The 12991-nt window shown below is 69.2% G+C and carries 12 protein-coding genes; 7 read left to right on the plus strand and 5 right to left on the minus strand.

The genetic code is table 11. The features are described 5' to 3' along the window. The first annotated feature begins 96 nt into the window (after positions 1–96). Positions 97–888: a DNA alkylation repair protein gene (locus MEBOL_RS05525; protein WP_095976425.1), complete on the plus strand. Its 792-nt coding sequence runs from the start codon at positions 97–99 to the stop codon at positions 886–888. Between the two features lie 51 nt (positions 889–939). On the opposite strand, the gene MEBOL_RS05530 is transcribed toward MEBOL_RS05525, so the two are convergent. After that, a complete protein-coding gene (locus MEBOL_RS05530; protein WP_095976426.1) occupies positions 940–1725 on the minus strand; it encodes a thioesterase family protein in 786 nt (261 codons plus the stop codon). A 35-nt stretch (positions 1726–1760) separates the two neighbouring features. Continuing rightward, the gene (locus MEBOL_RS05535) at positions 1761–2717 is read right to left on the minus strand and encodes a bifunctional helix-turn-helix transcriptional regulator/GNAT family N-acetyltransferase (protein ID WP_095976427.1); all 957 of its coding nucleotides are present in this window, start codon (positions 2715–2717) and stop codon (positions 1761–1763) included. Positions 2718–2879: 162 nt separating this feature from the next. On the opposite strand from MEBOL_RS05535, the gene MEBOL_RS05540 reads away from it, so the two are divergent. From MEBOL_RS05540 to MEBOL_RS05565, 6 genes are all read left to right on the plus strand, one after another. Beyond that, positions 2880–4616 carry a sigma 54-interacting transcriptional regulator gene (locus tag MEBOL_RS05540; protein WP_095982605.1) on the plus strand — a complete coding sequence of 579 codons (1737 nt, stop codon included), beginning with the start codon at positions 2880–2882 and terminating at the stop codon, positions 4614–4616. Positions 4617–4796: 180 nt separating this feature from the next. Beyond that, the gene (locus MEBOL_RS05545; protein ID WP_245919482.1) at positions 4797–5585 is read left to right on the plus strand and encodes a Dickkopf N-terminal cysteine-rich domain-containing protein; all 789 of its coding nucleotides are present in this window, start codon (positions 4797–4799) and stop codon (positions 5583–5585) included. A 110-nt stretch (positions 5586–5695) separates the two neighbouring features. Further along, a complete protein-coding gene (locus MEBOL_RS42555; protein ID WP_245919484.1) occupies positions 5696–6664 on the plus strand; it encodes a hypothetical protein in 969 nt (322 codons plus the stop codon). 45 nt (positions 6665–6709) lie between these two features. Next, complete coding sequence (locus MEBOL_RS05555) at positions 6710–8599, plus strand: serine/threonine-protein kinase (protein WP_095976429.1); 1890 nt, start codon at positions 6710–6712, stop codon at positions 8597–8599. Then, positions 8596–9315, plus strand: a complete 720-nt coding sequence (locus MEBOL_RS05560) for a tetratricopeptide repeat protein (RefSeq protein ID WP_095976430.1) — start codon at positions 8596–8598, stop codon at positions 9313–9315. The genes MEBOL_RS05555 and MEBOL_RS05560 overlap by 4 nt, the downstream gene beginning before the upstream one ends. A gap of 301 nt (positions 9316–9616) precedes the next feature. Beyond that, on the plus strand, positions 9617–10117 hold the full coding sequence (locus tag MEBOL_RS05565) for a hypothetical protein (protein WP_095976431.1): 501 nt from the start codon (positions 9617–9619) through the stop codon (positions 10115–10117). 164 nt (positions 10118–10281) lie between these two features. Here the strand turns inward: MEBOL_RS05565 and MEBOL_RS05570 are convergent, their stop codons facing one another. From MEBOL_RS05570 to MEBOL_RS05580, 3 genes are all read right to left on the minus strand, one after another. Continuing rightward, a complete protein-coding gene (locus MEBOL_RS05570; RefSeq protein WP_157774779.1) occupies positions 10282–12036 on the minus strand; it encodes a beta propeller repeat protein in 1755 nt (584 codons plus the stop codon). 66 nt (positions 12037–12102) lie between these two features. Next, complete coding sequence (locus MEBOL_RS05575; RefSeq protein WP_157774780.1) at positions 12103–12348, minus strand: hypothetical protein; 246 nt, start codon at positions 12346–12348, stop codon at positions 12103–12105. A gap of 62 nt (positions 12349–12410) precedes the next feature. Beyond that, the gene (locus MEBOL_RS05580; RefSeq protein WP_157774781.1) at positions 12411–12959 is read right to left on the minus strand and encodes an MFS transporter; all 549 of its coding nucleotides are present in this window, start codon (positions 12957–12959) and stop codon (positions 12411–12413) included. Positions 12960–12991 lie beyond the last annotated feature (32 nt).

The raw sequence follows: 12991 nt of genomic DNA on the forward strand, positions 1-12991 counted from the left end.
CTCCCCCTCCACGTGGTTCGAGGGCTCGTCAGCCGTTCCGGGGGGTGCCTGGACCCCTGGCCTATCGGGTAAAAGACCGCACGTGAGGAGACTCGCATGCCGAAAACAATGACGCTGTCCCAGGTGATGAAACAGCTCGAGGCTCAGGGCGACGAGAAGGTGCGCCAGCGCTACGTGCGCGATGGCGCGGGCGACAACGTCTTCGGCGTGCTGCTCGGCAAGATCCGTGGCCTCGCGGAGGAGCTCGGGACGAACCACGGGCTCGGCCTGGAGCTGTGGGCGACGGGCAACCACGAGGCGCGCCTCCTCGCGTGCATGCTGCTCGATCCCGTGGCGCTCACCGTGAAGGAGGCGCGCGCGCTCCTCGAGCCGCTCTCGAATCCGACCCTGGTCGACGAGCTCGTCGGACGCGTGCTCGTGCATGCGCCCATCGCCGAGGCGCTACAGGTGCGGTGGATGGACAGCGGCAAGGAACTTCCCCTCCGCGCCGGGTGGAGACTCCTCGCCGGGCGCATCGCGCGCGGGTTCGCGAAGGACCTCGATGTCCGCGCGACGCTCGAACGCATCGAGCGTGAGTTGCCGCCCGCACCGTACCGGGTGAAGGAGGGCATCAACTTCTGCCTCGTCTGGATCGGCCTCCACCTGCCCGCGTACACCCAGGAGGCCATCGCCATCGGCGAGCGCCTGGGCCGGTGGGACCCGCGACCAATCCCGAAGGGCTGCACGTCGAGCTACGCGCCGGAGTGGATCGCGGCGTCGCTCGCGCTGCGTCGAGGCGAGAAGACCGAGGCACGAAAGGCGATGGAGGCGACCGCGAAGAAGAAGGCCGCTCCAGCCAGGAAGAAGAGCGCCGGGAAGAGGCCATCTGCCCCGAAGAGGGCACGCTGACATCGCACGCCAGACTCGGCAGGACGCAACAAAGTCGCCGCGGCGCTCGAGTTATCGAGGCCGGACGAGCAGGGTCTGTTCGGCACGGCCGACATGCCCGTGTACATCGAAGAGGTCGGTGCTCGTGAGGCCGTGGCCCGCCGGTCCGAAGATCACGCGCGTGTCGAAGCCGGTCCAGGCGCCGACTGGCTGGCGAAACACGTGAATGGTGAGGTCGACATTCGGGAATTGCCACTCCTCTGGCCGGTGACGGACCGCGATCCCGTTGGACGTGTCCACGAGCAACGCGAAGCGAGCGAGGTCGCTCACGGGCTCGCCCTCGACGATCGCCAGCGGCGTCGTGATCCACGCCGTGGTCCGGCCCGGGCTCGGGCCATCGATGACGCGCATGTCGATCGATGCGACGTAGTCACCCGGCCACACGCTGCTGAGGTCGAACACACGGCCGTCCTCGGGCGGCGGCAAGGGCTCACGTGCGCCGCCCTCTATCCCGGACGTGTCATGGGTCGAGAGCAGCCACACGCGCGCGCGGAGTACGGGACGGCCATGCTGCGACAGGATCCCTTCGACGAGGTCGATGGCGCGACCAGGACGCAGCACCTCGAACGTCACGTCACATGGGGTGAAGTCGAGAACGCCGAGGTAGTCGTAGCTGATGCGCGTCACGAGCTTGGCGCCATTCGGGCGGTCGGCGAGCCAGCGCCGCAGCTCATGCATGAGCAGCCCATTGACGGGACTGATGTGCAGCTCGTCCGGATTCCACGCGCCGGCGCAGGGGCGCCGCGGAAGGAACCGGCGGTCGTCCATGCGGACGAAGTACGCGTGTTGTTCGGTCATCGGTCATGCCTCCAAACGTTACGGCGGGGGTGGGGCTAACCCCTCGGTCGGTACGACATCGCCACGTCGCATCGCTCGTAGCGCGCCCCGAACAGCCGCATGATCTCGGCGTCGTGCACGAAGCCCAGCTTCTCGTAGAGATGGATGGCCGCCGCGCACTTCTTGTTGGTCAGCAGATAGACCTTGCCGAAGCCCAGGCTGGAGGCCCGCTCCAGGGTCTTGGCGAGCAGGAACTCGCCAACCTTCAGGCCCCGGGCGCTCTTCAGGACGCCCATCTTGGTCAGCTCGACCCAGCCGTCCTTGGACACCATCAGGGCGCAGGTCCCGACCACGCCCAGTTCCGGCGTCTCGGCGAACAGCACCACCCCGCCCTTGTCGAGGATCAGCTCGCGCGGCCTCGACAGGAGGGCGATGTCGTTCTCCTCGAGGGCGAACATGTCCGCGATCCATTCGGCGTTGATCCGATAGAAGGCGTCGGTCAGGTCGTCGGAGAAGTCGCGCGCCCACATCGCGGGCGGACCGGCGGCCTCGATCCGGCTCAGCAGCGAGGCCTCGTCCAGTCGCGCCTCCACCTTGGCCAGGCCCTGCATGAAGTCGCCCGACAGACCCTCGACCAGCGAGGCGGCGGCGGGCTCGATGCGCGGCAACAGCTGCGTCTGGATGCGGACCATCAGGGCCTCGCCCTTCTCCGTCAGCGCCAGGCGCTTCGAGCGCTGGTCGCCCGGCGAGCGCCGCGCTTCGACGAAGTCTTCCAGTGTCCCGAGGGCGCGGGTCACCGTGGGTTGGGCCAGATGCAAGCGCTCAGCGAGTTCGCCCACCGTGATCGGGCCGTGCAGGCGGATCGTCATCAGCAGCGACACCTGGGCCGGCTGGACCGGCAGGTCCAGCGATCGGGCCACTTCGACGGCGTCGGCCTGCATCCGCTCGGCCAGGCGCTTGAGCCGGCTACCCAGGAAGCCCACGCCAAACCCCGCCAGAAGATCGATTTCCATGCCGCACCTCCATTTCATAGCACGCTATATAGCTAACTATGAATCAGGATGGAGCGCAAGAGGGCCGACGTGTTCGCCCGCGTGAGGTGGCGGCGGCTCTTGGCGTACGTGAAGGGAGCAAGCACGACGGGTGGTCGTGGGCCCGATAGGCTCATCCGTCGCATGTCGGTATTCCTCGTCCTTCCCGATGGCCGCCGCCTTCCGCTGACGAAGCCCGTGATGTCCGTGGGCTCCGATTCCGCCTGCGACGTCGTCCTCGATGTGTCCGGGGTGAAGGCCAGTCACGCCCTGCTCTTCCGCGACGCGCGCGGTTGGTCCGTCGCTCCCGCGAGCAGGGGCTGTGAGGTGCGCGTGCGCGGCAAGCGCGTGGAACTCGCCCCGCTCCGCCCGGGAGATGCCTTCTCCGTGGGCAGTGCCCTCCTCACCCTCGCCTCCTCCGAGCAGGCCCAGGCTCCAGGGGTGGCCCCGCCCACGGCCACCGCACACGGGAGACTCGTCTCGGTCCTCGCGGGCTTCGCGTCCCGGCTGCTGGTGCAACGCCCTCCCGCGGAGCTGCTGGAGACGGCCATGCGCGGACTCGCGGAGGCGACGGGCGCGGACGTGGGCTTCCTCGTGTCGGCGGAAGGCGCGCGGCGCCACGTGTTGTGCGCCACCGGGCCCGTACCGGAGGCGGCGGTGGTGGACAGTCTGGTGGAGCGGGTGGAGGCCTCGGGAGCACCCGTGCTGGTCGCGGACGTGGCCGCGGACGCGGTGCTGGCCGGAGCGCCGAGCGTCGTGGCCCTGCGCCTCACCTCCGCACTGGTATTGCCCTTGCGCGCGGAGCCCGCGCCGCTCTCGGCCGTGTACCTCGGACGGCGCGTGGGCAGCGCGCCCTTCTCCGCCGTGGAGCTGGAGGAGGCCCTGGCCCTCTCCGCGCTGGCGGCGCTGCTGCTGGCCACCTCGAGAGAGCTGACGGAGCTGCGCGCCCAGGTGGACAACCTCACACAACGAATCGAAGCAGCCACCTTCGAGGGCCTCATCGGCGAGTCGCGACCCATGCGCGAGCTCTACCGGCAGGTGGAGCGGCTGGGGCCCACCTCGCTCAACGTGCTGCTCCAGGGCGAGACAGGCACGGGCAAGGAGGGGGTCGCGCGGGCGCTGCACCGGCGCAGTGGACGGCGCGGGCGGCTGGTGGCCATCAACTGCGCGGCGCTGCCCGAGTCCCTCATCGAGCGGGAGCTGTTCGGCCACGCGCGCGGGGCCTTCTCGGGCGCGGGGTCGGACCGGCCGGGACTGGTGGAGGCGGCGGACGGGGGAACGCTCTTCCTCGACGAAATCGGGGACATGCCGTTCGCCCTCCAGTCGCGGCTGCTGCGAGTGGTGCAGGAGCGGGAGGTGACGCGGTTGGGAGAAAACCACCCGCGCAAGGTGGACATGCGCGTCATCTCGGCCACGCACGTGCCGCTCGAGACCTTGGTGGAGAAGGGAGGCTTCAGGGCGGACCTCCTCTTCCGGCTGGAGGAGGTTCGCGTCGACGTGCCGCCCTTGCGCGAGCGTGGCGACGACGTGCTGCTCATCGCCCACCATGTCCTGCTCCAAGAGGGTCGGCGCGCGCGGGGCCTCACCCAGAAGGCCACCGAGGCGCTGCGAGGCCACCCCTTCCCCGGCAACGTGAGGGAGCTGGTATCGCGGGTGCGGCGCGCGGCGATCCTCGCCTCGGGAGAGCGCCTCGGCCCGGAGGACCTGGAGCTGGGCGGAGACGATGCGCCCCTCACGCCTCTGGACGAGGCCCGCGACGCCTTCGTTCAACGGTACGTGCGCGAGGCCATCACCCGCAGTGGAGGGAGCAAGAAGGAGGCGGCACAGGCGCTGGGGATCGGCCTGCGCTCCCTGTTCCGCTACCTGGGCGAAGGGGACTGACACGCGTGTCCCCTCGGGAGGGCCCTCGCGCGTGCCAGCTCTGGCACGTTCCTCCCGCGCCAGAGGGCCTTCCTGGGACTCCCAGGCGTGCAAGCCCGCGAAATGGTGGGCATCCACCGCTCCGAAGCCCCCTGGCACTCCACTTGCCCAAGGGGTGCCCAGCTGCGCCGGCAGGAGCCGATGCGCAGGACTCACGAGGGCAAACACATGAAGCGGATGATGATGGCGTTCCTCCTGGTGCTGGCGGTGGGCTGTGGCAACAGCTCGGGCGGCGAAGGCACTGACAGCAACAACGGAGGAGGAGGAGGAGGCGGCGGCGGCGGCAACACCCTGCCGCAGGGCCTGTGCAACGCCACCAACAGGTGTCCCGACGGCCAGTTCTGCTTCAACGGCATCTGCGCCCCGGGCTGCACCTCCAACAAGGACTGCGGGGACAGCATGTACTGCGACACCGAGGACATCGGGCCGCCGTTCTACTGCAAGAACAAGTCGGTGCCCACGTGCACCTCGGACAGCCAGTGCGCAGCGACGCAGGTGTGTCTCAAGAACTTCTGCAGCCTCAAGCCTCCCGAGGTGAAGCCCGCGTGCGACCCGGACAGGTCGGGCTCCGCGGAGGATGGCTGCGACAAGTACGCCATCTGCGTCGACCCGAACGAGCAGAACAACACGAAGCAGGACGCCTACTGCGCCTCGTTCCCGCCGTGCCCGCAGGACGGCGTGTGCCCGACGGGCCAGTTCGGCGCCGTCTGCAACGACGGCTACCTCAGCGGCAAGGGACGCTTCTGCATGGAGGGCATGTGCAAGGACAACTCGAACTGCCCCTCCAGCTGGAACTGCGTGAAGCCCTATACCAATGCGGTCCTCGGCTTCTGCAGCTCCGGCGCGCCTGGCATGCCCTGCACGAGCAACGACCAGTGCGCCAGCAACAGCTGCGCGTCCTTCCCGGGCATGAGCGGCGTGTGCATGTAGCGCGCCCTTCGATCCACCACGCCTGAACCCGTGACAGGAGGGCGGAAGGACAGCGCCCCCTCCGGAGCTGTCCTTCCGCCCCCGCTCACATAGAGTCCCCCTGTTGCCCCATGCGCCGACTCCTCTTCATCGCCTCCACACTCATCGCCCTGGTGGCCGCCGGGTGCCCGCTCGTCATCCAGGTCCGCTGCGACGACTCCTTCCGGTGCGACGACGGCGAGGCGTGCGTGGCGGGCGCATGTGTCCAGGTGGCGTTGGAGTCCGCGCAGGTGGGTGCGGCCTGCACCTCCGACGCCACGTGTGGCGCCGGGCTCACCTGTGGAATGGGCTTCCCTGGCGGCTACTGCCTCGCGCCCTGCGGCGCGGGAGACACCTGCGCCTCGGGTTCGGTGTGTGTGAAGGAGCTGGGCCGGTGCATGCGCGCCTGTGGCGAAACGTGCGGCCGCCCGGGCTACGCGTGCACGCCCGTGCCGCAACCTGGGAGCAGCACCTGGGCCTGCGCCCCCACCTCCAGCAACGGAGGGGACGGGGGAACGGACCCGGCTCCTTCCGAGGACGCGGGCTGCGCGGGCCAGGTGCCCCTGAACGAGCACTGTGCCCAGGCATGCGACTGCGCCCCCCCCGGGGCGGACTGCGTCGACAGCGTGTGCGTCCGAGCATGCACCCGGGACTCGGACTGCTCGGACGGCTCGCGCTGCAACGAAACGTGGCACCGGTGCGAGGAGGGGCCGCGGCTCGGTGAGGCGTGCCGCGAAAGCCGCGACTGCCCGGGCTCCGCGACATGCAATGCCCAGCGCCGCTGCAAGACGATCTGCAACACGGATTGGAGCTGCCCGCTCGACTACCGGTGTGCCCCGGACTCGGTGTGCGTGAACGAGTGCACCAACACGCCGCCGGAGACGGTGGGCCTCACGTGTGAAACCTCCCTGGACTGTGCCCGCTGCGGCTTTTGTGTGGCCTCCGGTACCGTGAAGCAGTGCCGCCAGCCCTGCCTGCTCGACCGGGATTGCCCCGGAGGCGCGGTGGGCTCGTGCGAGCAGGTGGGCTCGACGGCGCTCCGCGCCTGCCGCCTGCCCTGAGGCGGAGGTTGCTCCCAGGAGGCCGGGCCCTACAATGTGCCCGCGATGACGGGTGAACCGCTGGCCGGCCGCTACCAGTTGGAACAGGAATTGGGACGCGGAGGCATGGCCACGGTCTTCCTGGCCACGGACCTCCGGCTATCGCGCCAGGTCGCGGTGAAGGTGCTACACCCGGGAGGGGACGGGCGCCGCGCCGAGCGATTCCGCCAGGAGGCCGCGCTGGTGGCCTCGGTCAAACACCCCAATGTGCTGGAGATTCACGACTTCGGACAGGACGCGGCGCGCGGACCCTTCCTGGTCTGCGAGTGGGTGCGGGGAGAGGACCTGCGCGAGCTGGCGCGGAGGCTCTCGCCCGTGCCTCCCGAGGTGGCGGCGGTGCTCGGCTGGGAGCTGGCCCGGGCGCTCGGGGCGGCGCATGCGCGGGGTGTGGTGCACCGGGACGTGAAGCCGGAAAACGTCCTGGTGGCCCGGGGTGGGCCGCTGAAGCTGGCGGACTTCGGCATCGCCGCACTCGCCGACCAGGAGCGGCTGACGAGCACCGGCGCGATCACGGGCTCGCTGGCGTACATGGCGCCCGAGCGCATCGACACCGGAGCCTTCTCGCCGGCCTCGGACGTGTACGCGGTGGGTGTCGTCCTCTTCGAGCTGTGCACCGGCACCACACCGCATGGAGGAAAGGGGGCCGCGTACCTGGCGGCCTCGGTGATGACGAAGGATGCGCCGCCACTGGCCTCGGTGGTGCCCGGCACGCCCGAGCCGCTGAATGCGCTGGTGGCACGCTGTCTCGCGCGGGACTCGCGCGATCGGCCCGCGAACGGGGATGAGCTGGCACGGATGCTGGAGGACGTGGTGGGCCGGATGGCCGGCCCTCCCGCCGAGGAGGCCCGGGCCTTCTTCCAGGCACCGGAGGCGTATGCGGCGAGCTGGCGCGAGGCCCGTTTTCAACGGCTGCTGAGCGAGGGCGGCTCGATGCTGGCCCGGGGCGAGGGGGCACGGGCCGCGAAGGTTCTCAACGAGGCCCTGTCGCTCCGGCCGGACTCGCCCGAGGTGATGTCACTCCTGCGCGAACGTCCGAAGGCCCGACGCGCGACGGCGCTCGGAGTGGGTGCGACGTTGGCCGGCATCGTCGCGGTCGTCGGAGTGGTGGGATGGGGAGTACACCGGGGGCACACACCGCCGCGGCATCCCGCCCAGGGAGTCGAGGAGCGAGTCATCGCGGAGGTTCCCGCACAGGACCCGGAGACCCGAGCGGGGGTGCCGAGCGGCGAACCCCGACCCGATCCCCTGAAGACCCTTCCCAGGGAAACGGCCAGCTCCGCACCAGCGGGAGCGGTGCCCGTGCGCATGGCCGCGCCCACCAGGACGGAGGGCGCGAGAGGGGCGCGTGCTCCGACACATGGAGCAACCTCCGGGAGCAACCCTCCCCGGCAAGCCACGCCTCCGGCGCCCTCCGGCTCACGCGAAGGCGCCGCCGCCTCCGCCACGAGAGCACCCCTGTCCGGGGAACCGGTGGAGCCCGCGACACTGAGGGTGGCGACACGCCCCTGGGCCGAAGTGTTCGTGGACGACCAGAGCCGGGGCTACACGCCGCGTGTGCGCGAGGTGAACCTGTCACCGGGCACGCACCGGCTGCGCTTCGTCAACCCGCTGTGTGACGCCTGGGAGGAGGTCATCCAGGTGGCCGCCGGGGAACTCGTGTCGCGAGAGGTGAAGCTCCAGGTGCGCAAGGCCGAGTTGGTCATCGTCGCGCCAGCGGGTGCCCGCGTCTTCGTCGATGGGGTAGAGGCAGGGGTGGCGCCGCTGTCCGGCCCCGTGAATGTCGAGCACGGCTCGCACGTCGTCTCGGCCCGGGCGCCCGGCGTGGCCCCCCTACAACGCGAGGTGGACGTCGTGGCTGGCCAGCGCATCGAGGTGGTGGTGGAGGTGGCGCCGTGACGGGCATCGTCGTGGCCCTGGTCCTGTCACTCGCGTCCCCGTTGGAGCCGGCCCGCGCGGCATACCAATCCGGTGAGCTGGCGCGGGCCCGTGCCGAGCTGGAGGCGCTCCTCTACCCACTGCAACTGCACGAGGACCCACTGGAGGGCGAGGCCCATCTGCTGCTGGCCGCCACCTACCACGCTCAGGAGGATCCGGCCCGCGCCGAAAACGAGGCGGTGCTGGGGCTCGGCGCCAGCCCTGACACGAAGCTCGATCCGCTGCTGTACCCTCCGGACTTCATCGCCTTCGTGGCGCGCGTGCGCACCGTTCATCGAGAGCGCATCGCCGCGCTGACCGCCATGCGCCGTCCGCCCGCCCTCACGCCGTCCCTTCCTTCAACCCCCGAGCCCTCTCCGGCGGATCTGGCACTCCGGGGAACAGCCTCCCCCTCGCGTGGCTGGTACCTGGTGCCCTTCGGCGTGGGCCATTTCCAGCACGGCCGGCGCACCCAGGGAACCGTGCTGGCGGTGACGCAGGGAGCGTGTCTGGCCATTTCCGCGACATCGCTGGGCACGGCGCTGGCGCTGCGGGGTCCCGACGGTCGGTACAGCGCCGGGGACGCGGGCATGGCCCGAGGGCTCAACATCTCCTACCTCGTGGGCGCTTACGCCTTCGCCGCCCTCTACGCCTACGGTGTCCTCGACGGCCTCGTCCTCACCCCACGAGCCCCTTGAGTCCTCCGGGATTGAACCCATCCCAGCTCCCTGCCTCCACCACGTTCCCGTGGGCGGCCCTCCGCGCCAAAGTGGCTCTGGCGCTCCGACGGCCACTGGCTGCGCATCGTGGCACCGGGCGCGCATCAACTCCCGGGCGACAAACGGACGGCGGCAGCCTCCACATCCCCTGGGCTGACGGCCCGTCGCCTGTCCTCCAACCATCACTCCGGGAAGGATTCGGGGTGTTCACACCTCGTGCGGGTTCCTACCTTGCCCGCTCAGGACGCGCGGCGTCCTCTTCGCGCGAGGGGTACAGGAGATGACGCGTCGTGATTCATTCGCTCCGGGTTGGACCGCCGCCTGGGTGGCCCTGGCACTGACGAGCGGAGGGTGCGCGGACTTCGGAGAGGAACTGCGGCGGACGGAATGTGCCCGCGATGCCTCGGCTTGTGCGCCAGCGGTACCCGAGCCCAAACCGGACACGGACACGGATACGCCAGCCCTCGATGGGCCGCCGATCATCGAGGAAGTCCACCAATCGGCGACCGTGGCCAATTCCGGTGAAGAGATCACCCTGTTCGTCAAGGCCCGGATGCCCCAGGCGGGTCCCAAGGAGGTCCCCTTGGTCTTCCTCTGGTTCTCGTTCGAGGGCGCGTTGAAGAAGCAGTCCAATACGCCCCATGAAAGCCGGATCACGTGGACGGCGCCCCCGTGTCGAATCAACGGAAACATCCACGTCATCGTGGTCTCCGTGATGGATGGACAGGGCCGGACGACGGAGCAGCAATTCCTCGTCTCCGGGCCGCCCACCTGCGAATGACGTCGAGCACCCTCCTGCGCGCTACTCGTCACGGACGCGCCTGGCAACGCCCCGCGTCACGGGCCCTCCCCCCTCATCCCCGGTTGCTCCGCCGCGGGCGACTCGCCGTTCGATTGGCGAGCACACAGTGTGCGGGAGAGCCACAAAAGCGGCTCAGGCCCACCTCAGTAGCTCAGGTGATGGATTCGCCCGTAGGTGCCCACCGACCAGATGTCGTGCGCACCTGTGCCATGAAGCGCAGTGGGCTGGAACGGAGAGATGGGCGGTCCCAGCCTCGATGAACCGGAGCAGCGACCCTTCACGAAGGTGAGCCAGAATGGACTGCTAGCACCGGTGTTCGTCAGGAATTCGCCGATGAACCACGTACGCTGGTGGGGGTCCTCCCAGGCATCCATGGGGGTGAATTGGCTGACACAGGCATGGCAGCCACCGCCGACGATGGGGTGACGGAATTCCACCCAGTCCGCGCCCTGCTTCACCAGTCCAGCCGCGAAGAGGCTCTCCGGGCCCATGCCCCACAGGCCCTTGGACGTATATTGGGGGTAGCGACGCCGCAGCACGACCGAGAGCTCCGTGCCGCTCGAGTGGTAGATGGTGCCCTCAATGTCAGTCACCCATATTTCGTCGGGAGAGCGGGCCCAGACGCGGTTGAGTCTGGAGACGGTACTTGAGTGCATGCTCCATTGGCCCTCCCTGAGTTGGAGAAGCGTGCCCTGATCGCCCACGATAGTGACGAAGCCAGGCGTTGCAGCCCAGACCGCATCCAGATCCGCGCTCGTGCCCAACTCGACGCGCGTCCAGGCCGTGCCGTCCCAGTGCAGCACCACGCCCTGCTTGCCCACGGCCCAGACATCCCGAGTACTCGAGCCGGACACTCCCGTCAGGTCCGCCTGGGTGGGCGTGGGCACCACATTCCAGCCCTCGCCGTCCCGATGGAGCGCCGTGCCCGAATCGCCCACGGCCCACACGTCCGTCGGGCTGAGCGCCCAGACGTCCCGCAGGTGCGCATGGGTGACGCGGCCCTCTCCCGTCTCGGGGATCTGTCGCATCGTCTGGCCATCCCAGTGCATGACCTGATCATCCACCGAGCCACGGATCCACACGCTGTCCGGACCGACACGCCGGAGCACATATGCACGCTCGAGCGGACCGGCCATGGCCTTCCAGGCCTGCCCGTCCCAATGAAGGAGTTTGCCTTCATGGTTGACCCACACATCATTGGGGCCCGTGCCCATCATCCCGAACCAGAGGTCGTCTGGATGGCCTGGGCCGATGGGGTATGACGTGAGCTGGCTCCCATTCCAGTGGAGGATCAGGCTCCCACTGAGGGTGGAACGGGGAAGAATCCAGACGTCTCCAGGCCCCGTCCCCCAGATGGTATCGATCTCCTCCTGTGGAATGTCCGTGACGTCCACGAGCGCGGACCCATTCCAGCGCTTCACCGTCGAGCCAATACCAACCCAGACCTCATGGGGACCATTGGCCCAGAGCGACTCACGACCCTCGTTCAGGCGCTCGGGACTGAGCCTCTGCAGCGCCCCCTCACTCCATCGGAAGAGACCTGTGTTGGTGGCGAACCACACATCTCCAGACTCCGTGGCGAGGAAGGTCCGCCGGGCGGAGGGAGTCGTCAGTGGGATGCGCTCGAGCACCACCGACCAAGCGCTGCCATCCCACGCGAGCAACTGACTGTAGCGGGATTCATAGGGCAGACCCTGAGACACGAGGGCCGCTGCCCAGGCCCTTCCGTCCGGCAGGACCTGCAGATGGATGATGTCGCCACGGGTGCCACCATTGACTCGCGTGAGCGTATCGCCATCCCAATGATAGAGGGCACCTTTCTTTCCACCGAACCACACGTCGTCGTCGGCGCGCCCGTCTATCGTCGTGAGCGCATCCAGGTCGGAGAACCAAAGCATGTCCTGCCACCGACCCGCCGTGAACCGGGCCAACGTACCCGGACGCTCCGTGGCCATCCGGATGGCTCAGACATTCGACGAACTGGCTCCCCAGGCCGCCACCACCTGGGGGTGGGAGATGATGAAACCCTCGTCGACGACGGCGGGTAAGTACCCATCGTCACAGACGCCCCCCGCGTCCTGTTCTGCTTCGGAGCCGGCGTCCGCCACTCCAGCGTCCGCCCCACCCTCCTCAAGTCCACGATCGGGCGAAGCGCAGCCCACGGCCAGCAAGAAGAGGTACAGGCAGCGCAACAGACGCATCTTTCCCATCTTGGCACCATGATGCCCTGGCGCAGCCGCCGTCAATGCGCTCCAACTCCCTGTCTCTCGACTCAAGCGAGGGCGGCCAGGGTAGGGGTATGCCCAAGGGGTTGCACCATCCCGTGTACCGGCGCAGCGCACGGCTCGGGCGGCCCCGTCAGCGGCCCTCCTCGGCCCCTCCACTCCAGTCCACCACATCTCAACAGGCCTTCAATCCTTTCTATGCTCACCGCCTGGGCCAGCGACAGGTCCTCGGGCTCGACGACGTTGGGGACGGAGGCCTCGGAGACGGGGTCGAAGAAGGCCGAGAGCGCGGCGAGCATGCCGAGCGCGGGTACGACACGCAGCAGGTCCACGGCGATCATCAGGCGGCGGCGGTCCACGTGATCGGCGAGCACGCCGGCCACGGGGGACAAGAGGCTCATGGGCAGCACTCTGGCGGCGAAGACGGCCGCCGAGGCGCCGAGACGGCCCGTGGCCTCGGTGACGAAGCCGCTGATGGCCACGAAGGCGAACCAGTCGCCCGCCATGGACACGAGCGTGGCGAGGAAGAGGCGGCGGTAGTCCGCGTTGCGGCCGAGCAGCGCGAGCACCCCGCGCACGGAGACGGAGGAGGCCATGGGGAGGGCGCGCACCTTATCTCCGCCCGTCC

This window comes from Melittangium boletus DSM 14713 (assembly GCF_002305855.1).
GTDB classification, from domain to species: Bacteria; Myxococcota; Myxococcia; order Myxococcales; family Myxococcaceae; genus Cystobacter; species Cystobacter boletus.